25 protein-coding genes, 1 tRNA gene and 1 pseudogene are annotated in these 26829 nt (G+C 55.9%); 12 read left to right on the forward strand and 15 right to left on the reverse strand.

Features of this window, described 5'->3' with window-relative positions; translation table 11 throughout:
* The first annotated feature begins 195 nt into the window (after positions 1-195).
* From OA238_RS04580 to OA238_RS04590, 3 genes are read left to right on the forward strand one after another with little or no spacing between them, the layout of a single operon-like run.
* On the forward strand, positions 196-504 hold the full coding sequence (locus tag OA238_RS04580) for a DUF3489 domain-containing protein (protein WP_015494277.1): 309 nt from the start codon (positions 196-198) through the stop codon (positions 502-504).
* The gene (locus OA238_RS04585) at positions 494-904 is read left to right on the forward strand and encodes a DUF2924 domain-containing protein (protein ID WP_015494278.1); all 411 of its coding nucleotides are present in this window, start codon (positions 494-496) and stop codon (positions 902-904) included. The genes OA238_RS04580 and OA238_RS04585 overlap by 11 nt, the downstream gene beginning before the upstream one ends.
* On the forward strand, positions 901-2544 hold the full coding sequence (locus tag OA238_RS04590; protein WP_015494279.1) for a recombinase family protein: 1644 nt from the start codon (positions 901-903) through the stop codon (positions 2542-2544). Before OA238_RS04585 ends, OA238_RS04590 begins: the two co-directional genes overlap by 4 nt.
* A 166-nt stretch (positions 2545-2710) precedes the next feature.
* On the opposite strand, the gene OA238_RS04595 is transcribed toward OA238_RS04590, so the two are convergent.
* From OA238_RS04595 to OA238_RS04620, 7 genes are all read right to left on the reverse strand, one after another.
* Positions 2711-2785: transfer RNA gene (locus OA238_RS04595), tRNA-Gln, on the reverse strand.
* A 61-nt stretch (positions 2786-2846) separates the two neighbouring features.
* Positions 2847-4169 carry a mechanosensitive ion channel domain-containing protein gene (locus OA238_RS04600; RefSeq protein ID WP_015494280.1) on the reverse strand — a complete coding sequence of 441 codons (1323 nt, stop codon included), beginning with the start codon at positions 4167-4169 and terminating at the stop codon, positions 2847-2849.
* A 71-nt stretch (positions 4170-4240) separates the two neighbouring features.
* A complete protein-coding gene (kdsA, locus tag OA238_RS04605; protein ID WP_015494281.1) occupies positions 4241-5074 on the reverse strand; it encodes a 3-deoxy-8-phosphooctulonate synthase in 834 nt (277 codons plus the stop codon).
* A complete protein-coding gene (locus OA238_RS04610; protein WP_015494282.1) occupies positions 5074-6459 on the reverse strand; it encodes a KpsE/RkpR family capsule polysaccharide export protein in 1386 nt (461 codons plus the stop codon). Before OA238_RS04610 ends, kdsA begins: the two co-directional genes overlap by 1 nt.
* Positions 6449-6745 carry a hypothetical protein gene (locus OA238_RS33510; protein WP_245581573.1) on the reverse strand — a complete coding sequence of 99 codons (297 nt, stop codon included), beginning with the start codon at positions 6743-6745 and terminating at the stop codon, positions 6449-6451. Before OA238_RS33510 ends, OA238_RS04610 begins: the two co-directional genes overlap by 11 nt.
* Positions 6687-7382, reverse strand: a complete 696-nt coding sequence (locus OA238_RS04615; protein WP_015494283.1) for an ABC transporter ATP-binding protein — start codon at positions 7380-7382, stop codon at positions 6687-6689. Before OA238_RS04615 ends, OA238_RS33510 begins: the two co-directional genes overlap by 59 nt.
* Before the next feature lie 90 nt (positions 7383-7472).
* The gene (locus OA238_RS04620; RefSeq protein WP_015494284.1) at positions 7473-8756 is read right to left on the reverse strand and encodes an IS256-like element ISOan3 family transposase; all 1284 of its coding nucleotides are present in this window, start codon (positions 8754-8756) and stop codon (positions 7473-7475) included.
* 317 nt (positions 8757-9073) lie between these two features.
* Here OA238_RS04620 and OA238_RS04625 point away from each other — a divergent pair, with 317 nt between their 5' ends.
* Both OA238_RS04625 and OA238_RS04630 read left to right on the forward strand, forming a co-directional pair.
* Positions 9074-9673, forward strand: a complete 600-nt coding sequence (locus OA238_RS04625) for a uracil-DNA glycosylase family protein (RefSeq protein ID WP_015494285.1) — start codon at positions 9074-9076, stop codon at positions 9671-9673.
* Positions 9651-10460, forward strand: coding sequence for an SseB family protein (locus tag OA238_RS04630; RefSeq protein WP_015494286.1), 810 nt, complete (start codon positions 9651-9653; stop codon positions 10458-10460). The genes OA238_RS04625 and OA238_RS04630 overlap by 23 nt, the downstream gene beginning before the upstream one ends.
* A gap of 112 nt (positions 10461-10572) precedes the next feature.
* On the opposite strand, the gene OA238_RS04635 is transcribed toward OA238_RS04630, so the two are convergent.
* The 7 genes from OA238_RS04635 to OA238_RS04665 all read right to left on the reverse strand — a co-directional run bounded on the left by OA238_RS04635 (position 10573) and on the right by OA238_RS04665 (position 19096).
* A complete protein-coding gene (locus tag OA238_RS04635; protein WP_015494287.1) occupies positions 10573-11514 on the reverse strand; it encodes a 2-hydroxyacid dehydrogenase in 942 nt (313 codons plus the stop codon).
* A complete protein-coding gene (gene rodA, locus OA238_RS04640; protein ID WP_015494288.1) occupies positions 11511-12650 on the reverse strand; it encodes a rod shape-determining protein RodA in 1140 nt (379 codons plus the stop codon). The genes OA238_RS04635 and rodA overlap by 4 nt, the downstream gene beginning before the upstream one ends.
* The gene (mrdA, locus tag OA238_RS04645; protein ID WP_044036297.1) at positions 12650-14614 is read right to left on the reverse strand and encodes a penicillin-binding protein 2; all 1965 of its coding nucleotides are present in this window, start codon (positions 14612-14614) and stop codon (positions 12650-12652) included. Before mrdA ends, rodA begins: the two co-directional genes overlap by 1 nt.
* 16 nt (positions 14615-14630) lie before the next feature.
* Positions 14631-15263 (reverse strand): hypothetical protein, encoded by a 633-nt coding sequence (locus OA238_RS04650; protein ID WP_015494290.1) that lies wholly within the window; start codon positions 15261-15263, stop codon positions 14631-14633.
* Positions 15256-16188, reverse strand: a complete 933-nt coding sequence (gene mreC, locus OA238_RS04655; protein WP_015494291.1) for a rod shape-determining protein MreC — start codon at positions 16186-16188, stop codon at positions 15256-15258. Before mreC ends, OA238_RS04650 begins: the two co-directional genes overlap by 8 nt.
* 31 nt (positions 16189-16219) lie before the next feature.
* Positions 16220-17257 (reverse strand): rod shape-determining protein, encoded by a 1038-nt coding sequence (locus OA238_RS04660; RefSeq protein WP_015494292.1) that lies wholly within the window; start codon positions 17255-17257, stop codon positions 16220-16222.
* Positions 17258-17536: 279 nt separating this feature from the next.
* On the reverse strand, positions 17537-19096 hold the full coding sequence (locus tag OA238_RS04665; RefSeq protein WP_015494293.1) for a 2-isopropylmalate synthase: 1560 nt from the start codon (positions 19094-19096) through the stop codon (positions 17537-17539).
* 306 nt (positions 19097-19402) lie between these two features.
* On the opposite strand from OA238_RS04665, the gene OA238_RS04670 reads away from it, so the two are divergent.
* The 7 genes from OA238_RS04670 (at position 19403) to OA238_RS04700 (ending at position 25733) form a co-directional block, all read left to right on the forward strand.
* Positions 19403-20059 (forward strand): SDR family NAD(P)-dependent oxidoreductase, encoded by a 657-nt coding sequence (locus OA238_RS04670; protein WP_044037920.1) that lies wholly within the window; start codon positions 19403-19405, stop codon positions 20057-20059.
* 183 nt (positions 20060-20242) lie between these two features.
* On the forward strand, positions 20243-20668 hold the full coding sequence (locus OA238_RS04675) for a GNAT family protein (protein WP_015494295.1): 426 nt from the start codon (positions 20243-20245) through the stop codon (positions 20666-20668).
* A gap of 192 nt (positions 20669-20860) precedes the next feature.
* Complete coding sequence (locus tag OA238_RS04680) at positions 20861-21049, forward strand: hypothetical protein (RefSeq protein WP_144055833.1); 189 nt, start codon at positions 20861-20863, stop codon at positions 21047-21049.
* Between the two features lie 145 nt (positions 21050-21194).
* Positions 21195-22610 carry an IS66 family transposase gene (gene tnpC / locus OA238_RS04685; protein WP_015494296.1) on the forward strand — a complete coding sequence of 472 codons (1416 nt, stop codon included), beginning with the start codon at positions 21195-21197 and terminating at the stop codon, positions 22608-22610.
* A gap of 106 nt (positions 22611-22716) precedes the next feature.
* Complete coding sequence (locus OA238_RS32505) at positions 22717-22863, forward strand: hypothetical protein (RefSeq protein ID WP_187293146.1); 147 nt, start codon at positions 22717-22719, stop codon at positions 22861-22863.
* A 103-nt stretch (positions 22864-22966) separates the two neighbouring features.
* Complete coding sequence (locus OA238_RS04695) at positions 22967-24034, forward strand: IS630 family transposase (protein ID WP_015494038.1); 1068 nt, start codon at positions 22967-22969, stop codon at positions 24032-24034.
* Positions 24035-24068: 34 nt separating this feature from the next.
* A complete protein-coding gene (locus tag OA238_RS04700) occupies positions 24069-25733 on the forward strand; it encodes an EAL domain-containing protein (RefSeq protein WP_275450507.1) in 1665 nt (554 codons plus the stop codon).
* A 39-nt stretch (positions 25734-25772) separates the two neighbouring features.
* Here the strand turns inward: OA238_RS04700 and OA238_RS04705 are convergent.
* Positions 25773-26813: pseudogene (locus OA238_RS04705) on the reverse strand (glycosyltransferase family 4 protein).
* Positions 26814-26829: the final 16 nt, after the last annotated feature.

Raw genomic sequence — 26829 nt, forward strand, 5'->3', positions numbered from 1 at the left:
GTGGATAGATTCAAGTGTAAAGCGGGTCTCTCATGCACATTGTATTATCCTTGGCGGAACGACGACTGGACTTCCAAGTCAGTCAGAGCGGTAGTGTCGACACGCTCGCATGTATTCGCGGGCGTCGCCCGGATTTCCGGGCTCTGCTCAGTAGCAGGACTAAACCGGATCCTGTGACGAAAGCAGGAGATACACATGACCAATCAATCAACACAGACGGAACCGGAGCAAGCTGTTGCGGTGAAGCGGTCCGCAGGCGCAAAGGGCCCATCCAAGAAGGCCCAACTCATCAAGCTGCTGTCACGGAAATCAGGAGCCGATGCCATAGCGATCAGCGAGAAGTTTGGCTGGCAACCGCACACAACGCGCGCCGCCTTATCCGGGCTGCGCAAGGCGGGCTTTGACGTTACTAAAGAGAACGCTGGTTCCGGCAAGCAAACGCGGTATCGGATATTGGCTGCTTCGGCGAATGTAACAACTGTGGAAACGCCCCATGGCGAGTGAGGGAGCGTTAAGCCGGACAAAGCTGCTTGAGCAATGGGAACAGGCGTTCGAGTTGGCACCGCCGCCCTATCTGTCGATTCCGTTCATGACCAAAGCGCTGTCATATCAGGCACAATGCAAGCGGGCAGGGGGCTTGCCTGCCCAAACCCGCAGGGCTCTGCAACAGATCGCCTCGGGTAAGCCTGTCAAAGACGTGCCTATGAACCCATCCAAGATAGGCACCCACTATGTGCGTGAGTGGAACGGGCGGACCTATCAAGTAGCCGTGGTTAAAGACGGCCTTGAGATGGACGGTCGGGTTTGGCCATCACTCTCCGCCATCGCCAAGCACATCACCGGCACCACGTGGTCTGGCCCGCGCTTCTTCGGCCTCGCCAAAGTCCGGAGCGCTGCGGCATGAAGAAGATCCGTTGCGCCATCTACACCCGCAAGAGCTCGGAAGACGGCCTGGAGCAGGAGTTCAACTCACTGGATGCGCAGCGGGAGGCCTGTGCGTCCTACGTCGCCAGCCAAAAGCATGAGGGCTGGGTGCTGCTGCCAACGGCCTACGATGATGGCGGCCTCTCCGGAGGGTCGCTAGAGCGTCCCGCGCTGCAGCGCCTGATGCAGGACATGCGAGATGGATTGGTCGATCAGATCATCGTCTACAAGATCGACCGCCTGACGCGATCCCTGGCTGACTTCTCAAAGATTGTCGATGTACTGGATGCAGCAGGTGCGTCCTTTGTCTCAGTGACGCAGTCCTTCAACACAGCGACAAGCATGGGTCGGCTGACGCTCAACATGCTGCTGAGCTTTGCGCAGTTCGAGCGGGAGGTCACGGCCGAGCGGATCAGAGACAAGATCGCGGCCTCAAAGCGCAAAGGGCTCTGGATGGGAGGGCTGGTCCCCATCGGGTACGATGCAGATGGACGGACCCTGAGTATCAATGAGGCTGAAGCGGCAACGATCCGCACGCTCTACGATCTCTATGAGCACCATCAAACGGTTCGGGCTGTCAAAGAACATGCTGATCTTTTGAAGCTGCAAACCAAAGTCAGGCCGGCAGCCGATGGGACAGTCAGAGGCGGAAGCCCATTCGCGCGCGGTCATGTCCACCATATCCTGACCAACCCGCTTTATGCTGGACGCATCCGGCATCGCAAGTTGGTGCACGATGGCCAACATCCTGCACTGATCGATCCTGCGCGTTGGGAACGGATACAAGACATGCTTCAAGACGGTGCGGCAAAAGATCGACGAACAAGATTTAAGAGCCAGTCTTCATGGCTCTGTGGAAAGCTGTTTGATGAGACAGGGGATCGGCTCACGCCGTCTCACACCAAAACGAGATCAGGCAAACGCTTGCGCTATTACGTCTCGCACCGCTTGATCGCAAAAAGTGGTGAGCAGCATCTTGATGGGTGGCGATTGCCTGCGCCGGAATTGGAAGCGCAGGTTGCAGCACTCATCCGCAAGACCCTGACTGACGCTTCCGCCGCAACGCGACTGATGATCGGTGCATCTTCAGATGACATCGGTAACGCGCAAACGACGCTAACGAACTGGCTGGCTACTGCGACCCAAGCAGACCTCGTTTGTCTCGCGAAGAAGATCACGATCGAACCGGGCCAGCTAGCAGTTCAGATCGATCAGAGCCAAGTGGCCAACATTCTGGACACCAGTGCTGAAACGCTGAACGAAGATGCGCTCAGTATCGGACGTGTCTTCCAAATCAGAAAGCGCGGAGTTGAGACCAAGCTTATCTTCGCAGATATGCCAATCGGGCAGGATGATGCCTTGATCCGCAACATCGCCAAAGCGCACAGTTGGTTCGAGCAGATGAAAGCGGGCAAGAGCTTTGCTCAGATTGCTGATGTGGAGAAGACATCAAAACGCCGCGTCCAGCAGATGATCGATCTCGCGTTCTTGGCGCCAGACATCGTTCGAGATGTTCTCGACGGCAATCAACCGATCGGATTCACGTCCGATTGGTGTCTGCGCCATGCGCTGCCATCTGACTGGAATGAGCAGCGGCAACTGCTAAAGACCCTCAACTAAACACCCCAAACTCGTATCGCCGAAATGCCAATCGCAGACTTTGCGCTGGAATGGCCCATATCGGACCACCTACGAGCGTCTGAGCAAACGTACGGACCGCACAAGCATTTGAACTTGCGACACTAAAGCCGCGCAACCGTGCACCGTCTGGTTTGAGTGGAATGGCTGGCTGGGGTGGTAGGATTCGAACCTACGGTACACGCTACCAAAAAGCGTTGCCTTACCACTTGGCTACACCCCACCAACGTGGTCGAGATACGCAAATCCCAACAGGTGATCAACCCTCAAAAGTGATAATTTTGCTATTCCTTGGCTGCATCATTGCGCAGCAGGTTTTCGCCGACGCCGATCTCGCGTTCGGCGTCGATCATACGGTCAAGTGCGGCTTCAGCTTGGGCGCAGACCGTGGCGATTTTTACGTCGTCTTGCGGCGATGAGTGGAGCGGTTTTTTTGGCTCAAAGGTGTTTGGCTGATTGCCTAAACCGTAGCCTTCAATCGTATAAGTGACGTTTGGCAAGGTCACGCCGGACGCCATTATCGCACGTTTTACATGGCGCAATGCCTCGCCGCGGGCCAGCGTCATAGAGGTTTCGGTTTGGTCGATCCAACCGACAACTACAATTTCCATCCCGGCATGGTTCATGTCGCCAAGCCACGCATTTGCGGGGGGGTCATTCAATACGAACGGCAGGTTTTGCACTGTTGTGACAGCAAGTTCGCGGGCGATGCCCAGATCGGCTTCGCTGTCGATCGTCAGCGTGAACATAAAGCGGCGTTCGCGATTCTGACTGAAATTGATGATGCGCGACTTGAAGACCGTCGAGTTGGGAATGCGGATATGGTTGCCATCAAAACTGAGCAGGATCGTGGCGCGGCTGGTCAGGCGGATGACTTTGCCTTCGTCGCCATTGATTTCAACCACGTCATTGGGGCGAAATGGCTGGCGGATCGACAGCATCACCGATGCGATAAAGTTTTCGACTGTATCACGGACCGCAAAGCCTATGGCCAAACCGATCAGACCTGCTGCACCAAGGATGGTCGACAGCAGGGCCGTGGCGTTCATGATATCCAACGCAATGACGATGGCTGCGATGACGAAAAAGATCATCACCAAGATGCGAAATAGATCGGCGATGAACGCGTTGGGTGCAATGCGATCCCATGGATTGCGCAGCCGGGAGACGAACCGACCGATCCATGTGATGATCAAAAAGACCGTCAGCGCGATCAGCGCAAGGGGCAGCTGGATTACCAATTGCTCCATCCGGTTCATGAATCGTTTGATGGCGGGATCAAGGCGGCGCGCGATGTCGGTTGTCTCGGAGACCTCGTTCTTTATTGCAACGACGCCTTCAATCCGCGTCACCAGAGCATCGAGGTCTTGCGCTTCGATCCGCGAATTGGTGGTTCCGCGCAAGGTCACAACGCCGTCTGAGACAGTCACGGTGACGTCTTCATAATTGCCCAATTCCCCGAGGATTTCACGGATACGCACAGCAATGCTGGCGTCTTGTTCGCCGGATTGACCCGTCGTGATGGTGCCTGTCGGGGCGTCTTGCGCCATTGCGGGCAAGGCTGGCAACAATATGATAATTAGGGTCAGGAGCCGTAAAATATGCATGATAGATCGCCAATCAAATGATTGACGCAATCCTAGGCTGAACCTGATGGCGAATCTAGAGGTGGCCGACCTTAAAGGCGGATCGGGTCTGCCTTCGCAATTGCGTCCAGCGCCATCAATGTTTTAAGAACACCGTCCATGTCGCGCAGCGCTATCATGTTGGGTCCGTCCGACGGCGCGTTGTCAGGATCTTCGTGGGTTTCCAAGAATACCGCACCGATGCCGATTGCCACTGCAGCGCGGGCCAGAACGGGGGCGAATTCACGTTGTCCACCGCTTGAACCACCAAGGCCGCCCGGTTGGGCAACGGCATGCGTTGCGTCCATCACTACTGGATAACCGGTCTTCATCATTTCGGGCAGAGAGCGCATGTCGGTCACGAGGGCGTTATAGCCAAACGAGACACCGCGTTCCGTCAACAGAATGCGGGTGTTGCCTGTGGATTCAACTTTGGACACGACATTGGCCATATCCCATGGCGCAAGGAACTGGCCCTTTTTGATGTTCACTGCGGCACCTGTTTCGCCTGCTGCCAACAACAGATCCGTCTGGCGACAAAGGAACGCAGGAATTTGCAGGATATCGACGACTTCAGCCACAGGCGCACACTGATCGGCAGTGTGGATATCGGTCAGCACGGGGCAACCGAATTCAGCTTTGATTGCGGCATGGATCGCAAGACCTTCGTCCATTCCAAGCCCGCGCTTGCCTGACAGAGACGTGCGGTTCGCTTTGTCATAGCTGCCTTTGAACACAAACTGCGCCCCATGGGCGTCGCAGACTTTGCTCATCTCTTCGGCAATCATACGGGCATGGGCTAGGGATTCCAGCTGGCATGGACCTGCGATGATCGTCAAAGGGCGATCGTTGGAGGCCGTGACCGACCCTATTTGTACGTCTTTCATCAAGAGCTTACCTGTTCACGAAGGATGGAGACTGTGAGCGAAATCATCAGATAGATGCCTGAGAATATCAGGAAGGCCAAGAGCATGTTTTCAAACGCTTTTGGGTATGTCGGCGAGTCTGGCGCGATGGGGGGCACTGAGATCGTTAAATAAAGGCTCTGCCGCGTTGCTTCAATCCGTGCTGTGTCCATCTGCATAAGCGTCGCCTGAACGTTGGTGACTTGAAAAACATAGTTTTCTTCAGCTTGGCGCAAGCGGGCGTTGTTGGACACAAGCGATCCACCGTTGCCACCAGACAGTTCACCGCGCAGCAGCGCAATTTGGTCTTCAAGAAGCCCGATCTCTGACTCCGTTGCGCTTAAAGATGCCGCGTTCGGGCGACTATTTTCCAAAAGGCTGGCAAGATTCAGTCGTTCATCATCAAGCCGAATTTCAAGGGTCGTGATCCGCTGTTGCAGGGCGGCAGATTGGGCGAGGGGGTCGCTTTGTTGTACTTCTTCTTGGATGCTCACGAGTTCAGCGAGAGCTTCAACGCGACGGGATTTTGCGGCGGCATAGGTTTCTTGGGCACCCGACATCTGGTCTTCGCGAACCCGCAGCGTTTGCTGGTTGATCTGTTCCTCAGCGTAGCTGATCAACGCTTCGGAAAACTCTTGGCTTTTGGCGGGGTTGGCCGCGATGACTTCCATTTTTAGGAAGCCTTCTGTTGGATCGTAGCCAATCTGGACGTGGTTTAGAAATACGTCATAGGCATCGTCGCGGGTGGCATCAGAGGCCAATCGCTGAATCGAGTCGATGTTGGGATCCGAGAAATGTTCGGTGAATCCATGATCGGCATCAAGGCGGATAAAGGATTCAAGCGAGGTCATGTAGGATTGCACTGTTGTGCTATCGGTTTGGGTGGCGAGGCCGGTTCCTTGGAACAGACTTCCCAAGCCTCCGCCGCCGGTGCTTGCGGCCTGCTTGATAACCATCTGGGAATGGGTGCCATACATCGGCGTCGCCATGACATAGAAATAATATCCCGCCGCAAGGGTTGGCAAGAACACAAACATCGCGAGACGACCCATAAGCGCGATGATATTTTTACGGCGGCGTTTGGCGATATCTTTCTGAATGCGACGGATCTCACCAGCGCGTCGATCGGCCGGATTGTCACCTGCACCAACCTGTGTGGACGGCAGAGTTTGCTGGCGCTGCACTGTTTGTGGCAGTTGCACTCTTGCCTCGGCAGGGGACATCTTGGCGGTCGCGGCCTGCATTTGACCTGTGGTTGATTTGGCTTGAGCGTCGCTTGGTGTCACGAGGTCAAGGACATTGGCGCGCTGGAACGGGTCCACACCTTGCTTGCGTAACTGGCGCACAGCATCAAAATCAGACGTCACCGCGAGGCCATTTTTTTGCGCGACGCGCCATACGCAACTGGCGGCCCGTCAGACCTTCTTGGCGGATCGCATCAATGTCGGTTTCCGACGACACGGTGGCGGGGCTGTCCACGGCGCCTGAGACGGCCCCATGCATCGCCGTGGCCGCACCTTGAGAATAGGGCTGCCCGGTCGGTGAAACCGGGACAGCTTGGGTCGGCGTCGAACTGGGCGCAGCAGCGGTGGCGTTAGCCGTGCTCGAACTGCGTCGTATCCGGAATTTCTGTGCCTTGGGTTTCGTAGTCATAAACCTGTTTCGCTTCTTCCAAGGTGTCAAACATGACCAACTGACCGTCCCTTAGAACGGCGGCTGATCGGGCGAATCTTTCAAGCGTGTCCGCTTGGTGGGAGACGATGATGACTGTTGTGTCGACCAATCTCTCCTTGAGAACCTGTCCCGCCTTGCGGTTGAACTCCGCATCGGTCGTTTGCGGCATGCCCTCATCAATTAGGTAGATGTCGAAATCAAGGCTCAGCATCAATGAAAATGTGAAACGTGCCCGCATGCCCGCGGAATAAGTGCCCACTGGCATGTCGAAGTATTCTTCGATTCCCGTCATCCAACGGCAAAACGCCTCAACGTAATCGGGGTCAAGTCCGTAAAGTCGCGCGATAAAGCGGCTGTTCTCTCGCGCGGTGTGGCGGTTCACGACCCCGCCCATAAAACCCAATGGAAACGACACACGGCAGGCACGGTTGACTTGGCCTTCGTCAGGCTTTTCGAGCCCTGCCATCATATTGATGATCGTAGTCTTACCAGTGCCGTTCGGAGCCAGAATGCCTAAAGAATGCCCTAGTTCCACACGAAAATTTGCGCGATCAAGGATAACCTTGCGCTGGGTTCCTGTCCAAAAGTACTTACTGACGTTCACAAATTCAAGCATTGAATGTCTACGCTACCTCGGGTCGGGCCCTTTTGGGGGATGTCCCGTACGATGTTGAAAATCGGGCGAGTGGCGCTGCTTGATTGATGGTTAGGCGACGTCCTTGATTTGGTCAAGCGTTACGGTATTGCGATGATCTAGCAAAGCTTGCTTGAGAATGGGGAGTTGCTTGTAGGCCTTTAGGCGGCGGAAGCCTTTCGCGGCTTCCAGCATACCAGCCCCTGTCCAGCGCAGCGCCATTTTTGCATCGCGCCAGCGTTTGACGTTTCGACAGACCTGTCGGATCACGCTGTTCATAGATTCAATGATGTTGGTGCTGGCCAATGAGCGTCTCAATTCCACAGGTAGCCCCAACCTAACAACAGTTAGAATTTCGTCTAGGCCCTCAAGGATCGACTTTGAAACGTCCGGAGCCTCAAGCTCTAGTCGCTGGGCAAGATTCCGCATCAACCGCTCGGCTTTGTCGGCATCATCAAGCTCCCATGCTTGCTTCAGCGCGCGGCGTACGGAGGCGTGCAGCTTTGGAGGAAGCCTGTCAGTTATGTTGCGGGCCTTGTGTATCTGGCATCTTTGGATGGGAATATCGGCACCAAATGTGCGCCGAATTGCCTTGGTCAGTGCCTTAGCCCCATCTACGATGAACAAATAGCAGCCCGCTGGATCGAGCCCACGCTCTATCAGATTGTCCAAAAGCGCCTGAACCGTCGCGGCGTTCTCGGTCGCCCCTTCAATGACGCCCAGAGGGTGCTTTTCGCCTGAAACCTCCACACCCACGGCCGCAAGCACCAACAAATGATCGTCCAAATGCAGCCCGTCGATCTGGATCGCTACAAGGTCAAGCTCCGATAGATCAGATGACATCCACTCATCCAGGCGCGCTTGGGTGAGTGCTTTGAAGCGACGCGAAACTGCTGACCTGGACAGCCCGCTCCCTGCCTTATTAGGCACCTTCGCTTCGGGCAGCCGTACAGCTCGGTCATACTTACGGGTGGAAACATTCATCAACATTAGGCTCATTGCCCATTGTTCAAGGAAGCCACCCGAGGAGGCCTCTTCCCAGCTCGGCAGGACAATCTCTTTACCGGTCACTTTATCGCGCACACGGGCGCGCTCCAGCTCAATCTTCCCACCATGGAACCCAACCTGACCTTTCGCGGTGCCCCATCTGTGGCCAGGCTTGTCAGTGCAATGCTCGTATCGGCCACCCGCCAGCGTATCTGCGTCCTCACCAAACATCTGAACCAGACTGGCGACGCCCGCCGTCAGGCAGAACTGCTCGAAGCTCTCGCCAACTTTGTCCCAGGCTGTTTCCACGAGTTGATGAACATTCGACGCGCTGGCAAGTCCAGCGCTTGCTGTGATAGTCTTCTTCATGGTGTTGCTTCCTTTTGCGATTAAACACCCAGAGCCTACGGCTCAGGGGAAGCAACGCCACCCTAAATTAAAATTTCAACATTCTTCGGGACATTCCCCCCTTTTGGACCTATGTCTTAGGTGACAGATTACCCTATCATTGTCTCCAATAAGAGAACAATCTGGCTACAATCTGGCTACAATCTGGCTACAATCTGGCTACAATATGTCGTTAGGGCAGGTCTTTGTACAACGCATTTGTCAGGAAATTGATCTGAGTTGAACGGTTTTCCTCAGGCTTCGCTGGCCTATAGGGACAGTTGGTATAGTTTTAAGACATGACGTTGCGCCACCAAATCACTGCTTGCACCCTGTGTGCGGATCGGTTCGCCGCCACGCAAACCGCCCATTCGCCTCGCCCGATTGTCTGGTTTGAACCAACGGCGCGGCTGCTGATCGTAGGGCAAGCCCCTGGCAAGAAAGTATATAAAAGTGGTTGCCCATTTACCGATCCGTCAGGGGATCGTTTGCGCGACTGGTTGGGCGTCGACGAGACCACATTTTATGATCGGAGCAATGTTACAATCGTGCCGATGGCCTTTTGTTTTCCAGGCAATGATAAAGCTGGGTCAGATTTGCCACCGCCCAAGGTTTGTGGCCAGACATGGCACGACAGCGTGATGGCGGATCTTCCTGATGTGAAGCTTCGCATTTTGGTCGGGGCATCGGCACACCGATATCATTTGGGTGTAAAGACCAGTGCCACTGAAACTGTTGCAGGCTGGCGGGACCATGCGCCGGACACCTTTGTCTTGCCACATCCGTCGTGGCGCAATACCGCATGGCTGAAGAAGAATCCGTGGTTCGGGGCGCAGGTTTTGCCAGCGCTGCGCGTCCGTGTGAAAGAGGTTTTGAATGACGGAAGTAGACACAACTGAAATTGATTTGGCCCACGCCGCTATGGTCGCCGATGATGCGGATGATCTGGCGCGTTTGCGGTTTTACGAACGACTGGCAGAGTCCGAGCTGTTCATGTTGCTTGAGGCAGAGGTTGAGGGAGACCAGATTTCGCCAGCAATGTTTGAAGCAGAAGATCAACAATTTGTTTTGATTTTTGACCGCGAGGCGCGGATGTCAGAGTTTTATGGAAAAGCGATCGCACCCTACGCTGCGCTGTCTGGGCGAGGCATGGCGCAGATGCTTGAAGGCCAGCGGATCGGGATGGCGCTGAACATGGGCGTGGCCCCGTCCGCTATGCTGGTTTCGGCTGACGCCGTGGATTGGTTGGCACAGACATTGGGGTCGGATCCCGAAGAAGTGGACGGCCAGATCACGCAGGTAAGTGCGCCGACGGGTTTGCCGGACATCTTGCTAGAGGCGCTTGATCGAAAGCTTGCTACAGCCGCAGGGCTGGCGGTTGAGGCTTACCTGTGTGGTGTGACCTACGAGGGCGGCGCGCGCGGGCACATGTTGGCGTTTGTTGGCACCATTGAGGGCGCTGAGGGCGCATTGACGGCGGCAGTAAATGAGGCGTTGGTGTTTTCTGGCATCGAGGCAGGCATGCTTGATGTTGCGCATCTGGCCGGGGGTGATCCGGTGTCTGAACGGGTCGCCAAAGTCGGGCTGCGGTTTGATCTGCCAACGCCGCAGATGCCGGGATCTAGCAATGGTCAGCCCGGTGCAAACCCCGGTATGGACCCGACCAAGCCACCTAAGCTGCATTAAGCTCGCTTGCCGCGAGCGGGGTGCAGATTTTTTTGGAAATCTGCACGAGAGGTGGGGCGCTGCCCCCGCTTTGCGTCCCCGGGATATTTCTAAAGGAAAGACGGGATAGGATTTAGTAGCCTTTGCTGCGATCCACGAGGTGCATGAAGGGTAAGCCGTCTTCGCCGCGCCGGATGTTTTCCGCGATGCAGAGTGCGGCTGTGCTGGCCCGCGTTGTGGATGCGATATGCGGCGTAACTGTTATCTTGGGATGGTCCCAGAATGCGTGGCTTTTTGGCAAAGGTTCGGTCCGAAAAACGTCCAGTGTGGCGTGGGCGACATTGCGGTCAAGCGCCTTAAGCAGTGCCACGTCGTCAATCAGGGGGCCGCGACCGGGGTTGATGATGAATGCCCCGTCCACAAGGAGTGCGAGTTTTTCGGCGTTCAGGATATTGGTTGTCGCATCCGTAAGCGGCAGCAATAGCACGACAATTTCTGCATCTGTCAAGGCGTCACGCAAGCCGTCATTGCCGGAAAGGCAGGTCACGTTTACGATGTCTTTTTGGGAACGGCTCCATCCCGTCACAGGAAAATTCAAAGCCGTAAGCATTTTGGCGCAGGCGGCCCCGAGCGCGCCAAGGCCAAGGATTGTTACCGGGCGTTCCTGCGCCAACGGCGGAAATGCGGCGCGCCAGATGCCGTCTTGTCCATGAATGTGATCGTCGATGCCAAGGTGGTGGCGCATCGTGTGCCCGACAACCCATTCGACCATGCCGTCAGTCAGGCCAGGGTCAACCATGCGCGCCAGCGGTTGGGTCAGGGTCTTGTTGGTTGCGATATCTTCGACACCTGCCCAAAGGTTCAGCACGGCCTTACAGCGGGTGAACGGAGCAAAATCTTGTACCGGGCCATTCGGGGCGGCGATGATGTAGTCGACCGTTTCAGGCGCGTGGTCGCGCGACACATCAACCGTTAAACCCTGCGCCGCAAATGCAGGAGGCAGTGCCGCTGCGTAGTCGGGCCAAGCGGCATCGCCTGCGGAAAATAGCGCGCAGATGGGTGTGTTTTTAGTCATCGCGGTTTATGCACGTGGGCGGACTGCACCAGCCCGAAGGCCGCCATCAAGACCAGCATCGCCGAGCCGCCATAGCTGACAAGCGGCAACGGCACGCCGACAACAGGCGCGAGGCCCATCACCATCGCCATATTGACCGCAAAGAACAAAAAGAACGTCACCGCGACGCCCATCGTAACAAGGGACGCAAAACGGTCTTTATTGGTCACCGCAGACTGCACGCAAAAGATGATGATCAGCGTGTAAAGGATCAGCAGACCGAACGCGCCAATAAAGCCAAACTCTTCTGCCAAGGTCGTGAAGATAAAGTCTGTGTGTTTCTCGGGTAGAAAATTCAGCCGGCTTTGGGTACCCTGCATGAACCCGCGCCCTGTCCAGCCGCCCGATCCAAGCGCGATCTTGGCTTGAGTGATGTGATAGCCAGCCCCTAGGGGGTCTTGGGTCGGGTCGATGAACGTGTCAATGCGGCGGTATTGATAGTCTTTCAGCATCTGCCAACCGGTGCTGCGCGACTGAAACACAGCCGTCACGAGGCCGACAGCGCCCGCAATCACACTTGCGAAATAGGCCCAGTGGACCCCCGCGAGGAACATAATTGCCCCACCACCGGACACCAATAGAATGGTCGTGCCAAGATCGGGTTGGCTCAGCACGAGGTAGGCAGGTGCCGCGATGAACAGCAGGGGCACGATGATCCATTGCGGCTTACTGACCTTGTTGAGGGGCAACCAATCGTAATAGGCGGCCAGCAGCATAATAAGGGTAATCTTCATCAGCTCAGAGGGTTGTAAATCCATCGGTCCAAGGTCGAGCCAACGCTGCGAACCGTTGCGTTCAACGCCGATGAATTCGACCAGCACCAGAAGGGCCAAGGCCAAGGAATATCCGACGACAGCCATATTGCGCCAAAACCAGATGGGGACCATCGCCATGCCCAGCATGACGCCAACGCCGAGGCCAAAGCGTTGGATTTGCGGGTTGACCCATGGGTCCATCGATCCGCCAGCGACGGAATAAAGCATCAAGAATCCAAAGCCTGACACAGCCGTCACCAAAAAAACCACGGGCCAATTGACGTAGAGCAGTTTGCGAAAGCCGACGGGGATGTGTTTGACTTGATATTCCAGATAACTCATCAGGCTTCATCCGCGTTGCGGCCAGGCTGGATGTCGCGGATCAGATCGTTCAAGCGACGCTGTTGGTCGGCAATTTGACCGCGCGAGGCTGACGGGTAAGCGGACAGTGGCGGTGTGCCTTCGTAGAGCGCTTGCAACATGACATCGCGCGCAATGGGTGCTGCGGCGGTAGAGCCACCCCCGCCGTGCTCAACGACGACAGCGATTGCATATTTGGGATTATCAGCTGGGGCGAACGCCACAAAAAGCGCGTGGTCACGGCGGTTCCAAGGCAAGTCTTCATTGCGGGTGACGCCTGCGTCGCGTTCGGCTTGCGTGATCCGGCGGACTTGGCTGGTGCCGGTTTTGCCCGCAATGCGGAATTCTTCGGTGGCGATGCGGGTGCGATACCCAGTGCCGCGCGGATGATTGGACACATCATACATCGCCCCGCGCACGCGGCGCAGGTTGTTCTCGTTCAAGCCGAGGCTTTCGCCCGCGCCTGACGGTTCATCCACCCCATCAATAGAACGCACCAACCGTGGTTTCACGGCCCGCCCTGTGGCAATCCGCGCGGTCATCACGGCCAGTTGTAAAGGCGATGTCAAAACATAACCCTGACCGATACTCGCGTTCACGGTGTCGCCAATACGCCAGTCCTCGCCGCGCGCTTCGCGCTTCCATGCTTTGTCTGGCATAATACCGGTGCGGATGGCGGACATTGGTAAATCATGGCGTTCGCCCAGACCTAACTTGCGGCCCATCGCGGCGATCTTGTCGATGCCGACACGCTGGGACACCTCGTAGTAATAGACGTCGCAGGATTGTTTCAGGCTTTCGTTCAGGTTCATATTGCCGTGACCTGCGCGTTTCCAGCAATGGAACCGTACGTCAGATACATCTAAATGCCCGACGCAGCGCACGGTTTCATCTGGACCAATGGCCCCGTCTTCAAGTGCGGCAAGTGCAGTCACCATCTTGAAAGTCGACCCCGGCGGGTAGGTGCCCTGCACGGTTTTGGCGGCGAGGGGGCGACGGTGCAGGCTGGCGTCCACACCCCGTTCGTTCAGCTCATCCCACAAGGCAACGGAAATGCCTTGGACGAAGACGTTGGGATCAAAGCTGGGGGCAGACCCGATGCCTTTTATGTCGCCGTTGGTCACCTCAATCACGATGGCCGCGGCGGATTCACCACTCAGCCGCGCTTGAATGTAGTTTTGCAACCGCGCATCAACGGTCAATTGCACATCCGCCCCCGGCGTGCCTTCGACGCGGTCCAGCTCGCGCATCACGCGACCCGCGGCGTTGACTTCGACCCGCTTGGTGCCCGCGGAGCCGCGCAAGTCGCGTTCTAGTCTGTTTTCCACCATCGTCTTGCCGATCTGGAAACGGGGAATTTGCAGCAATGGGTCGCGGTCATCAATTCGGCTCAGATCAAAATCGCTGACAGGGCCGACATAACCTACCACATGGGCCATGTCCAAGCCCTGTGGGTAGATGCGGCTGCGGCCCAGTTCGGCCACAACACCGGGCAGGGCAGGGGCGTTCACATTCACCCGCGCGACGTCCTGCCATGACACGCGTTCCGCAACGGTCACAGGGACAAACGGGCTGCGCGCGCCCAGTTCTTCGCGCGCCTTTTCCAGCCGTTCGGGATCAAGGGCGACAAGACGGTTCAACCGCGCCAGAATTTCATCAACATCGCCTGCGCCTTCGCGGGTCATGGTGATTGTATAATGCTGTGCGTTGTCAGCCAGAACGACGCCATTGATATCGTAGATCAACCCGCGAGCCGGTGGGATCAGCCCCATGTTGATGCGGTTTTCTTCGGCCAACATTCGAAATTCGTCGGCCTGATCAACTTGCAATGACGCCATGCGCGCGCCCAAGGCCGCAATGATACCAAGCTGCGCGGTCCCAAGCAAAAGTGCGCGTCGGGATAAGCGGCGCGCGCCGTCTTCGGTTTCTTTGGGGCCGCGTTTCATAGTCGGTGCTGCACTTTCATATTCGATGCCCGAGTGCATCCACTTCGCCTGGCGCTGGGCGGCTTACACCGAACAGGATGTAGGACACGAAAACAACGGCAGGGTACGTGATCAATGTAAGGCCCAACTGAAGTATTGTCAGCCCCAGCGGGCCTTGCGGGATCAAAACCATCGACAATGTGAACCGATAGACAATGGAAATAGCCAATATGCCGACGGCCACAGTCACCCATTCCAACCAGAACGGCAGGGTGCGCATCGATCGTGACCGCCCGCGCAAGATTTCGGTCAGAATCAAGACAAGTGCTGTCCACAGTCCGGGTGGACGTTGAAACAGCAGATCGGCCAGTAGAAACAGGATGGCAATCACCCAGACAGGTGCAAACGATGGCCGCCGCGTGACCCATGTCACAGCCAACAAGATCAGAAAGTTGGGTGCGATCCAGCGGACGGGATCAAAGAATTCTTCGACTTGAAAATCGGCGTTCGGTGTCGCGCCGCGCTGTTCTAGCGGCACAAGCGAACTGCTGCCCAAGCTTGGTGGAACAGTTTCTAGTGGGATGAGATGTGAGAATATGATGAACAGGCCAAGCAACAAGAACGTCAACCGACCGATCCACCTGCGGCGGTTAAGGGTGTTGTCAGCCATCACTGCCGTCCTCGGACACGCCGACTTCACCGTCTTGATCCGCAGCAATCGGTAAAACTGGGGCGGCAAGCGGCGCCAAAAGTGCGCCTGCCTCCTCGATCCGCGCGGTCGGCTGGCTGCGCAAGACGCGTAGGAATTCGATGCGTTCAAGATCGGCGGACAGGCGTGCGCGGGGCCGCCCATCTGTTCCCCGCGCCAGTTGCCCGACCAACAGATCAGCGGGGAAAACGCCGCCATCGCCCGACGTCACAATGCGATCCCCTGGTGTCACTTGATCGGGGTCTTCGATGAATTGCAGCAGTGGATTGATCGTGTTGTCACCTGACAGAATGGCCCGTTGGCCCGATGGCTGGATCGTGACGGGAATTTGGCTAGACGTATCTGTGACAAGGATCACACGGGACGTTTCATTGCCGACGCCAGAAATACGACCCACCAGCCCGATGCCATCCATGGCAGGCCAGCCATCCAAAATGCCGTCACGCGCGCCGACGTTCAGCAATACGGATTGGCGAAAGGGTGACCCTGAATCCGCCAACACAACACCTGTGATCCGCGTCAGTTGTGGGTCAAGCTGCACATTGATTAAATCGCGAAGTCGCGCATTTTCCTGATCAAGCTGAATGGCGGCTTCTCGCCAGCTTTTCATGTCTTGCAATTCTCGGCGTAGGTCGGAGTTTTGCTGTGCAAGCCGCTGATAAGACTGAAAATCGGACAGCAAGTTCATCACACCTGTGACGGGGGACATTGCCCAATCGAAATTCGGCACAACCGCATCAATGACCATCATGCGGAACCGTTCAACGCGCGGGTTGTCGATACGCCAAATCAAGAACGTGGCGAACATGAACAGCACCAACATCCCAACCAGAAGGCGCCGGACGGGACTTACGAAATCTTCGGTTTGCTGTCTGTCCCGTGCCACAGGGGTGGCCCCCCTAAGAATTTAAAGTGCTTTAGCTATCGTAGTCGATAACGTGGCGCAATTGGTGTTCGTATTCCAACGCCTTACCGGTGCCCATGGCCACGCAATTCAGGCTTTCATCGGCGACAGAAACGGCCAGCCCAGTTTGTTCACGCAGCGCAAGATCAAGTTCGCCAAGCAACGCACCGCCACCCGTCAGCATGACGCCGCGATCCACGATATCGGCGGCCAAATCTGGTGGCGTCGCCTCAAGCGCTGTCATAACCGCTTCGCAAATTTGCTGCACGGGTTCTGCGAGCGCCTCAGCGACTTGTGCTTGGCTAATTTCAGTTTCTTTCGGCACACCATTCAGCAAATCGCGCCCACGGATCATCATCGACTGACCACGGCCATCGTCGGGCATCCGCGCCGTGCCAATGGATGTTTTGATGCGTTCAGCAGTAGCTTCGCCGATCAACAGATTATGCTGGCGGCGCAGATAGGAAATGATCGCTTCGTCCATCCGGTCCCCACCGACGCGCACGGATCGTGCGTAAACGATGTCACCTAGCGACAGCACCGCGACTTCAGTGGTGCCACCGCCAATGTCCACAACCATGTTACCGGTCGGATCGGTGATTGGCATCCCCGCGCCAATAGCGGCTGCAATTGGTTCAGCGATCAAACCAGCGCGGCGTGCGCCAGCGGACAAGACCGACTGGCGAATGGCGCGTTTTTCAACGGGTGTCGCGCCGTGGGGCACGCAGACAATAATCTTCGGCTTAGAAAAAGTTGAGCGTTTGTGAACCTTGCGGATAAAATGCTTGATCATCTCTTCGGCGGTATCGAAGTCTGCAATCACGCCTTCGCGCATCGGGCGGATCGCTTGAATCGATCCGGGTGTTCTGCCCAACATTAGCTTTGCATCTTCGCCGACGGCCAACACTTTTCGAACGCCATCTTTCATGTGGTAGGCAACGACTGAGGGTTCGGACAAAACAATGCCCTTGCCTTTGACGTAGACCAGTGTGTTCGCGGTCCCGAGGTCGATCGCCATATCGGACGAAAAAAGATTGCCTAAGCCAAACATATCGGTGCCGTTCCCATAGATATTGCGCCCGCGACTCCCCACGGGAAATACCAGGGGTGCTAACGTCCATGATATATAGGGTGCGTGGGCATTGGGGGAAAGGGGGATTTGCGGATCGTTTAAGCGCTATTCCGCCATGATTTGGTCGAAAATATTGTCACTAGCGTGTTGGTCTTGCACATCATGTCGCAATGGCCCCAAGTCTTGACCGGCAAGCCCGCAGATTTCACGTGCGTGGCGCAGCGACGGCGAGCGCCGCTGCAGCCGTCTTATCTAAAACTACTCGCCCGCGTCTGTGTAGCGGATTTCGGGCGTATCCACCCCCGGCGCAGTTTTTTCGCGCCGGACCAAAAGGCGGTTCAGCGCATTGATGTAGGCCTTGGCGGATGCCACGACCGTATCGGTATCCGCGGACTGACCCGTGGCGATGCGCCCGTCTTCTTCCATCCTGACCGACACGGTCGCTTGCGCGTCAGTGCCTTCGGTCACGGCGTGGACCTGATACAATTGCAGGCGTGCGTCGTGTGCAAACAATGATTTGACTGCGTTGAACGTGGCATCTACCGGACCATCGCCCGTGGCAGATGTAGCGTGGTCTTTGCCGTCAATTTCCAGAACCATATCAGCTTTTTGCGGGCCGTTCATGCCGCAAATGACGGTCAGGTCTTTCAGCTTCAAACGGTCGTCTTCGGAGTTATTCTGGCGCACCAGTGCAATCAGGTCGTCATCAAAAACTTCCTTTTTGCGGTCGGCCAAATCCTTGAAACGCACGAACACATCTTTGAGTTCGTTGTCGCCCATCTCAAAGCCCAACACTGACAGTTTTGCCCGCAAAGCTGCGCGGCCCGAATGTTTGCCCAGCGGCAGGGTCGTGCCAGCCAGACCAACGTCCTCGGGGCGCATGACCTCGAACGTTTCACGGTTTTTCAGCATGCCGTCTTGGTGGATGCCGGATTCATGCGCAAAGGCGTTTTTGCCGACGATGGCCTTGTTGAACTGCACCGGGAAGCCGGACACTGTGGCGACGCGGCGCGAAATATTCATGATTTTGCGGGTGTTGACCTTGGTCTCGAACGGCATGATATCCTTACGGACCTTCAGCGCCATCACAACTTCTTCGAGGGCAGTGTTGCCCGCGCGTTCGCCCAAGCCATTGATTGTACATTCAATTTGGCGCGCACCACCCTGTACAGCAGCCAGAGAATTCGCCGTCGCCATACCCAGATCATTGTGGCAATGGGTTGAAAAGATCACGGTATCGGCGCTGTCCACTTCGGCGATCAGTCGCCTGATAAGACCCGCGGATTCAACGGGTTCCGTATATCCAACCGTATCGGGAATGTTGATCGTCGTCGCGCCTGCCTTGATCGCAATGTCGACTGTGCGTTTCAGAAAATCCCATTCCGTACGCGTCGCGTCCATGCTGGACCATTGCACGTTATCGCACAGGTTGCGGGCATGGGTGACGCAGTCGTGGATACGCTCTGCCATCTCGTCCATGTCGAGATTGGGAATGGCGCGGTGCAGCGGCGAGGTGCCGATGAACGTGTGGATACGCGGGCGTTGGCTGTGTTTCACAGCCTCCCAGCAGCGGTCGATGTCTTTGAAGCTGGCACGAGACAAGCCACAGATTTGCGCGGTTTTGCTGCGCTTTGCGATCTCGCTTACCGCGTTGAAATCCCCCTCGGATGCGATTGGGAACCCGGCCTCGATGATGTCGACACCCATTTCATCGAGCATCTCTGCGATCTCGACTTTTTCGTCGTGAGTCATGGTCGCGCCCGGGGATTGTTCGCCGTCGCGCAGGGTCGTATCGAAGATCAACACATGATCGGTCATTTTATTAATTCCTTGTTTTCCTTAGACTTTCTTGGCGCGTCCTACCCTCTGAGCGGTCGCGCCGAAAGGCACGCTCAGAGGCGACTAAGGAGGAGGCCTAGGAGGGCCTGAATATGAGCAATATACAACATGTGGCTGACTATACCCACACGGAGCAATTTGAAAAGGGTAGAGTTGTTAAAACTTGTGATGCGTGACTTGCAGAGTGTTTGAGTGGGGCGCTGCCCCCGCGCTGAGCGCTCCCCCAGGATATTTATGCGACAAAGGCAATTGGACTAATGTGTTGTTCGGGTTAGGTAAATGATTATGAAAAATGCATTGGTTATTGGCGCTTCGGGCGGAATTGGGTCTGCGCTAGTGCAGGAACTGGATGCGCGAGGCTATGCAGTTAAAGGCGTGTCGCGTTCTGATGGGTTGGATGTGACCAATCCAGAATCGGTGGCGCGGGTTTTGGGTGCGCTGACGGGGCCGTTCGAGGTGGTGTTTGTGGCCATTGGAACCTTGGCGGCGGGCGGTGCGCCGGAGAAGTCTTTGGCGGCAATTGATGCGCAGCGAATGGGTGAAATTTATGCGGTGAATGCCATTGGGCCCGCCTTGATATTGGCGCAACTGGAACGGCTGATTCCGCGCGATGGGCCTTGTTTTGTTGGGGTTTTGTCGGCGCGGGTTGGATCGATTGGCGACAACAAAATTGGCGGCTGGCATTCGTATCGTGCATCCAAGGCAGCGGCAAACCAGATTGTACGCGGGGCGGCGATCGAGCTAGGCCGCAAGCATAGCGGCGCGGTGATTGTCGCGTTGCACCCCGGCACTGTAGAGACAAATTTTACTGCAAATTATAAGGGCCACAAAATGGTACCTGCGCCGCAAGCGGCGGCAAATTTATGTGACGTCTTATTGGGATTAGATGCCAGTCAATCCGGTGGGTTCTTTGATTATGCCGGCGTCGCAGTGGCGTGGTGATCCGCGTTCAAAGAGGCGCGCACGGGCGAAATTAGCGGTTTTGTACAAAATATTTCGGGCGAGTTATCGGTTTGTACAAAACTATTTGGTATAGATTTGGTTAATGGGCCGAGGATTGCCGTGGGTATTGAGTTTTGAAAGTTAACAGAACATGACCCCGCGCTGGGCGAGGAGCTGGGCGTCATGTGCGCCGCGTTTGTGGGCATGCAAGGCCGGATTGATCCGCCGTCGTCGCTGGGTGATCTGACGGTGGAGCGGTTGTCGCAGACTGCATCAGAGGCCGAGGTTTGGGTGGCAACCACAAAAGCTCAAACGACTGAATTTGGGCTCATCGCGGGTACGGTGATCCTGACGCCGAAAGACAAGGTGCTTTGCGTTGGCAAACTCGCCGTGCGGAACCGCCGTACGGGTTTCGGTCGAGCATTGATGGCACTCGCCGAAGAGCGGTCACAGGCGCAGGGGTTTGGGTGGCTTGAACTGCAAAGCCGGGTGGAGTTGGTTGAGGTCCATGCCGTGTTCAAGGCGCTTGGGTTTCGCGAGATCGGACGGACCACGCACGCGGGATATGTCAGGCCGACGTCGATTTTGTTTCGTAAAAGGGTTGGGTGAATTTGGCGAAGGTCGGGTTTGAGCCCACTTTACTGTTTTTCTGTGTTACAACGTGTGACCGCTATGCGCACTCGCAACCGTGCGAAGCGGAAAGCATCAGGGTGCGAATAGTTCGGCTGGAACACTATTGCGAAACACATCCAACCACCCCACTGAATTAAAATTCAGAAAATGAAATCAATCGAGTATATCATGTCAAAATCATTCATCGCAGCGTCAGTACTGGCGCTCAAACTTTCCACCCCTGTCCTTGCCGATCCAGCACTGGGCTTTGGTCTTAACTTCACATTCGGAAATGGCAGCGTGAACACTGGCGTTGGCGTCCGCGCTTTTTCAGATGACGAGCAGTACAAGGGCGCCGCGTCGGTTGGTCTTGATTAGTAACTCCCAAGCACCCCAGCCGATAACGGGTTTTTGTCAGTTTTGATGTTTGAATCCAAGGTCTCCTTGGTTATTAGGCGCATGAATTTTCTGTTGTGGTCTGAATTTCGTGGCGCTGTGACGATTTCTCTGAATCATTGGTGGAATGGACCAAGTTACTGCTCTTGAACAACTCCTCGCCACGGCTCTGCGCAGGATCGCCGAGTTGGAAGCCGCGTTGGCGAGCATGGCGCAAGAGAATGCGGATCTGCGGCGTCAGTTGGCCAAGAACAGCAGTAATAGCAGCAAGCCGCCTTCGAGTGATGGGTTGAAGAAGCCGGTACCGCGTAGCCTGCGTGGTAAGTCCGGTAAGAAAAGTGGTGGCCAAGTTGGCCACCGAGGCGACACCCTACGTCAGACAGCAACGCCTGACTTTGTGGAGCGACATGAGGCTGAGGCCTGTGGCACCTGTCAGCATGGCTTGACGGCTGGGATGATCAAGGCGGTGGAGAGGCGTCAGGTTTATGACATACCGGTGCCGCGTCTGGAGGTCACAGAGCATCAGGCAGCGATTTATTGTTGTGGCCATTGCCGAGCCACGACGACAGCCACCTTTCCCGATGGCGTGAATGCACACGTGCAATACGGTAAGCGCATTCGGGCGGCGGCGGTCTACTGCAATGTTCAGCAGCTGATCCCCGAGGATCGGGTCTGCCAACTCCTGCGTGATTTGTTTGGTGCCACCAGCCTATGCGCGGCCAGCGTGACCAACTGGGTGAACGGCACAGCGCGTACCTTGGGTGGCGTCGTCGAACACATTCTGGCCCGGCTCAATGAAGGCGGCGTTCGGCATCTGGATGAGACCGGACTTCGTGTTGATGGTAAGCTGCACTGGCTGCACTCAATCAGCGATCTCGCCTTCACGCATTATCGCATCAGCGCCAAGCGCGGTGCTGTTCCATCCTTCCTGACCGGCGGGACAATTGTTCATGACCACTGGAAGTCCTATTACGCCCATATGAGTGGGGTGGACGCGCACGCCCTGTGCGGGGCGCATCATTTACGGGAACTCAAGGCCATCGAAGAAATCGAAAAGGAGCCGTGGGCGTGCGCGATGAGCGTGCTGCTCAACAGCGCCAATCAGCTCAAGTGCGCGGCTCAGGGGCGAGGCGAGACCGAACTCCCCACGTCGGTTCACCACGACATCCTCACCAAATACATGGCGATCCTCACCGAGGGCCTCGCCTTCCATGAGCGACAAGACCCACTGGCTAGACGCACTGGTGCGCGAGGCCGAAAAGCCAGGCGGCCAGGCCATAACCTTCTGGTCCGCTTGCGCGACTACCGTGATGACGTCCTAAGGTTCCTTACGGACTTCACAGTTCCCTTCACCAACAATCAGGCCGAACGGGACCTGCGCATGATGAAGTTGCGCATGAAAATCTCGGGAACTTTCCGCACCCTCGAGGGCGCGCAGGTCTTCGCTGACATCAGATCCGTCATCTCGACGGTCAGAAAACACGGGGGCAATATCCTCGAAACACTCACCCTATCACCACAACAGATCATCGCTCGGCTCTAACGTCGCAAGGGCAACACAAAACCCGATATCCGATGGGGTCCTTGGGAGTTACCTTGATTATATGTTTGGCAGCCAAAGCTGGCGCGGTTCCCTCGGTGCGGCTTACATGATGGACAACAGCTATATCGAGCTGAACGGCGGCTATGACTTTAACAACGGCGGGTTTGACTTTGGCATTGGTGGCGGTTGGGCGAACACGACCGATGGCGACGCCGCGCCGGTTGAAGAGTCCCCAAGGGAAGGAGGTGCCTGATGGTTTTTTACTATACTCCTGCGCCTGAATTGACCTGACGATTTTGGGCCTGCGATTCACTTCGTCGCATGGCCAAAGGCGGTTCAGTCTGTATTTTGAGTTTATGAGCAAGCAATACAAAACAGTCTCCTTATCCGACGAGCAGCGCATAGCACTTGAAGCGCTTTGCCGCCGCCGCAAAGTTGACGCCCTTGTTTGGAAACGGGCGCGCGCGTTTCTTCTTTTGGACGCAGGAGAAGACGCCGGAACGGTTTGCCGGATTTTGGATATTGGCCCGACAGTTTTGACGGAGTGGCGATTTGCCTTTGCCGGTGCGGGACTATCGTTTTTCGGTCTGAAGGACTACAGCCAGCGTCAGGGTCATTTGTCCGTCGTGCAAGAGCAGGCGGTGAGAGCCCATTTCACCGCGCAGCCTGCCCGCAATGCCGATGAGGTCTGTGCCTATGTTCTAGCCGAGTGCGACCAAAACTACAGCACGTCGGGAGCCGCCAAGCTGATGCGCCGCCTGGGGTTCGCGTATAAGAAACCACAATTGCTGCCTGCACAGGCCGATGAAGCCAAGCAGGCTGCGTTTATTGCCAAATATGAGGCCCTGATGAACGGGTTGGCCGCAGATGAGATGGTTGTCTTTTCGGACGCTGTCCACCCCGAACACCAGAGCCGCCCCGCCCATGGTTGGTTTCCCAAGGGGCAAAAGACGGCCCTGAAGGCGACATCAGGGCGCAAGCGGCTCAACATTCAGGGCGCGCTTGACCTTGAGACTTTCCAGGTCACCTTTGTGGAAGGCGAGAAGATCAATGCCCAGACAACCCGACAGATGCTGGAAAAGTTGGAACGCAACAACCAAACCAAGACGGCCATCCACGTCTTTGTCGACAATGCCCGCTATCATCATGCCAAGATACTACAGCCATGGCTGGACAGCCCAGAACGTCGGGTGAAGTTGCATTTCTTGCCAGCATATGCCCCGCACCTCAACCCGATCGAGCGTCTTTGGGGTGTTATGCACAAATGGGTCACCCACAATCGGCACTATGCAACGTTCAACCAATTCACAGAGGCCATTTTCGACTTCTTCCGCAAGACCCTGCCAGAAAAATGGCCAGAGTTCCGCGACACCGTCACCGACAACTTCCGCGTCATATCGCTCAAGGAATACAAAGTGATTTGAGGGGAAAACCTCAGGTCAATTCAGGCGCGGGAGTATAGATGCTGATGGAAAGGTAAATGTGTGGAACCAAAATGCAGAAAGTATTACCAGGTATGATAAGCGCGAGGTAATGGGGCGAAACCTTGTTTCGAACTTCATCTCAAGAAAATATAGAGATTCAGTAGGTAAGGTCCTCTCTGACGCGCTTAATGGTAAGGAAACTGCAAATTTTGAATTTCCGTTGTTCAGTAAGTCAGGAGAGCAGATCGATGTTTTGCTCAATTCAACGACACGGCGCAATGCCTCTGGTGAAGCTGTTGGTGTCATCGGTGTGGGTCAGGATGTCACCGAACAAAAGAGGGCCAATGATCTCATCTGGAAGCAAGCCCATTACGACATCCTGACCGGACTGCCGAACCGGCGAATGGCCAGAGATAGGCTGGAAGAGACAATTAAGAAGTCGCGCCGCACCGGTTTACCGTTTGCGCTTTTGATGTTGGATATTGATCGTTTTAAAGAAGTGAACGACGCGCTGGGACATGCGCAAGGGGACTTATTACTGGTTGAAATCGGGCGTCGAATCACCAAATGTGTGCGTGAATCTGATACCGTTTCCCGCTTGGGCGGCGACGAATTTGCCATTATCCTGTCCGACCTAGAGCAGATCGAAAAATCTGGACATGTAGCCCAGAAAATTATTGAGGCGCTGGCAATGCCGTTTCGACTGGGAGATAATACGTCCTTTGTGTCAGCCAGTATGGGTATTACCCTGTCTCCGAACGATGCGGTTGATTCTGATACGCTCAGGGTGAACGCCGATGAGGCGATGTATCTTGCCAAAAAATCAGGAGGCAACCGCGTTTGCCACTACACAAAGGCTTTGCGCAAATCCAACGAAACGCGCAGGCGTATGCTCAGTGATTTGCGCGGCGCACTGCTGAAAAAACAGATCAAAGTTCAGTATCAGCCCATCGTTGAAATTGCGACGGGCAAGATTTTCAAGGCCGAGGCGCTGATGCGCTGGCAGCACCCTGAATTTGGTGTGGTCGAGCCCAAACGATTCATACCACTGGCTGAAGAATCAGGGCTTATTCATGAATTGGGCGACTGGATATTCCAAGAGGCGACGCGCGAGGTCGCGCGCTGGAGGGAGCTGTTTGACCCGAAATTTCAGGTGAGTGTGAATGTGTCGCCCGTACAGTTTCGTCAGAACGGGAAAAGTCACGAACCGTTGTGGATCAGGCATTTGCGTCGAGAGGATTTGTCCGGACGAAGTCTTATCGTTGAAATCACCGAAGGTGTTTTGGTCAAAGCTGAGATGAGCGTTAAAGAAAATCTTCTGTTATTGCGAAAAGCGGGCATTCAGGTGGCGTTGGATGATTTCGGCACAGGGTATTCATCGCTGGCCTACTTGAAGACATTCGACATCGACTACCTCAAGATCGATCAGTCTTTTGTGCGAAACATGGGGGCCGATACTGACGATCAGGCCCTGTGTGAGGGGATTATTGTCATGGCGCATAAACTTGGACTGAAGGTGATCGCGGAGGGGGGGGAGACCGAAAAGCAGCTATCTATACTTGAATCGTTCGGGTGCGACTATGCCCAAGGCTGGTTGTATTCAAAGGCTGTCACGGCCGAGAATTTGGAGATCATTTTGCAAAAGCAAGCCGATGCGGCGTTGCCGGTTTCCGGACGCGCGCTCACCCCCACCGGTTGAGATACCCACAAACCTGCTGGTCGGGACGCTGACCTAGGTTCAGGCTTTGGCGACATTACCGAGCAGCGTTTCATAAATTCCAATCAGCGTGTCCGCTTCTTTCTCCAACGTAAAGTTTGCAACCACATGGGCGCGCGCCGCGGTCGACCAGCGGGGGAGGATTGCCGGATCGGACAATGCGCTGTCTAAAGCGTTGCTCATCGCTGCGATATCATCACGCGGGATCAAACGGCCAGTTTCGCCATTAACGATCAATTCTTCGAACGCACCGACGCGCGTGGCAATCACTGGCACGCCGCAGGCCATGGCCTCCAAGGGGGTCAGGCCAAAGCCTTTCCAGCGTTGCGGCGCAATAAACAGATCCAGCGCTTAATACCATTCAGGGATCGCGTCCACGGTCACCTCGCCGCAAAAACGGATGCGATCAGTCAGACCCGCTGCGGAGATTTTATCTTTCAAACCTTGCTCAAACGCGGTGTGGTCTTTCGTGGCGCGGCCAAGGATTATGCCTGTGATATCAGGGTGACTGGCCAGATTTGCCAAAACTGCATCCACAAATACGTCAGTGCCTTTTTGGGCGCGGATACGGCCAAAGCAGCCGATGAGCCGTCCGTCAGGCAAGCCAAGGTGCGCACGCAGGTCGCTTTTATCAGCGGGGTAGAACTGTGCGGGATCAATGCCATGATGCACCACGGTGGCGGGCTTGGCTAAATAGGCGGCCCCTTTGGCAGACGTTGCGACAACGGCATCCATGTGTGAAATCAGCCATTTGGTATAACCGGAATGTTCGCGCTGTGAGGCTGAGGTGAACAGCAGTTTCCAGTTCTTGCGCAGCACGACCTTAAACCCAAGCCCCAACAACATCTTAACATTGCGCCGCGCGTGCCAGACGCGCAGCGGTTCGCGGGCCAGCAAGGCCACGCGGGTCAAGGAGATGTGCGGCGTGTTTGCGGGCAATCCTGGTCCTGTGGCCTTGATTGCAATTTTGCAGGCTTGCAGCGGCACCAACCGCGCAATCGTGGCCGTGACACCTGACAGGCGTTTCTTAAGGTTCGGGGCAATGACAATCGGGTCGGTCATGGGCGAAAATCCAGTG

It is taken from the genome of Octadecabacter arcticus 238, assembly GCF_000155735.2.
Taxonomy (GTDB): Bacteria; Pseudomonadota; Alphaproteobacteria; order Rhodobacterales; family Rhodobacteraceae; genus Octadecabacter; species Octadecabacter arcticus.

Bases quoted from the DNA above. Each gene is read 5' to 3' on its own strand.
- OA238_RS04650 (WP_015494290.1), bottom strand. From the start codon at position 15,263: ATGGCTGACAACACCCTTAACCGCCGCAGGTGGATCGGTCGGTTGACG.
- OA238_RS04675 (WP_015494295.1), top strand. From the start codon at position 20,243: ATGTGCGCCGCGTTTGTGGGCATGCAAGGCCGGATTGATCCGCCGTCG.
- OA238_RS04580 (WP_015494277.1), top strand. From the start codon at position 196: ATGACCAATCAATCAACACAGACGGAACCGGAGCAAGCTGTTGCGGTG.
- OA238_RS04625 (WP_015494285.1), top strand. From the start codon at position 9,074: ATGACGTTGCGCCACCAAATCACTGCTTGCACCCTGTGTGCGGATCGG.
- OA238_RS04630 (WP_015494286.1), top strand. From the start codon at position 9,651: ATGACGGAAGTAGACACAACTGAAATTGATTTGGCCCACGCCGCTATG.
- OA238_RS04665 (WP_015494293.1), bottom strand. From the start codon at position 19,096: ATGACCGATCATGTGTTGATCTTCGATACGACCCTGCGCGACGGCGAA.
- OA238_RS04600 (WP_015494280.1), bottom strand. From the start codon at position 4,169: ATGCATATTTTACGGCTCCTGACCCTAATTATCATATTGTTGCCAGCC.
- OA238_RS04635 (WP_015494287.1), bottom strand. From the start codon at position 11,514: ATGACTAAAAACACACCCATCTGCGCGCTATTTTCCGCAGGCGATGCC.
- OA238_RS04660 (WP_015494292.1), bottom strand. From the start codon at position 17,257: ATGTTTGGCTTAGGCAATCTTTTTTCGTCCGATATGGCGATCGACCTC.
- OA238_RS04680 (WP_144055833.1), top strand. From the start codon at position 20,861: ATGTCAAAATCATTCATCGCAGCGTCAGTACTGGCGCTCAAACTTTCC.
- kdsA (WP_015494281.1), bottom strand. From the start codon at position 5,074: ATGAAAGACGTACAAATAGGGTCGGTCACGGCCTCCAACGATCGCCCT.
- OA238_RS33510 (WP_245581573.1), bottom strand. From the start codon at position 6,745: ATGACTACGAAACCCAAGGCACAGAAATTCCGGATACGACGCAGTTCG.
- mrdA (WP_044036297.1), bottom strand. From the start codon at position 14,614: ATGAAACGCGGCCCCAAAGAAACCGAAGACGGCGCGCGCCGCTTATCC.
- OA238_RS04695 (WP_015494038.1), top strand. From the start codon at position 22,967: ATGAGCAAGCAATACAAAACAGTCTCCTTATCCGACGAGCAGCGCATA.
- OA238_RS32505 (WP_187293146.1), top strand. From the start codon at position 22,717: ATGATGGACAACAGCTATATCGAGCTGAACGGCGGCTATGACTTTAAC.
- OA238_RS04590 (WP_015494279.1), top strand. From the start codon at position 901: ATGAAGAAGATCCGTTGCGCCATCTACACCCGCAAGAGCTCGGAAGAC.
- OA238_RS04585 (WP_015494278.1), top strand. From the start codon at position 494: ATGGCGAGTGAGGGAGCGTTAAGCCGGACAAAGCTGCTTGAGCAATGG.
- OA238_RS04615 (WP_015494283.1), bottom strand. From the start codon at position 7,382: ATGCTTGAATTTGTGAACGTCAGTAAGTACTTTTGGACAGGAACCCAG.
- tnpC (WP_015494296.1), top strand. From the start codon at position 21,195: ATGGACCAAGTTACTGCTCTTGAACAACTCCTCGCCACGGCTCTGCGC.
- OA238_RS04620 (WP_015494284.1), bottom strand. From the start codon at position 8,756: ATGAAGAAGACTATCACAGCAAGCGCTGGACTTGCCAGCGCGTCGAAT.
- OA238_RS04670 (WP_044037920.1), top strand. From the start codon at position 19,403: ATGAAAAATGCATTGGTTATTGGCGCTTCGGGCGGAATTGGGTCTGCG.
- rodA (WP_015494288.1), bottom strand. From the start codon at position 12,650: ATGAGTTATCTGGAATATCAAGTCAAACACATCCCCGTCGGCTTTCGC.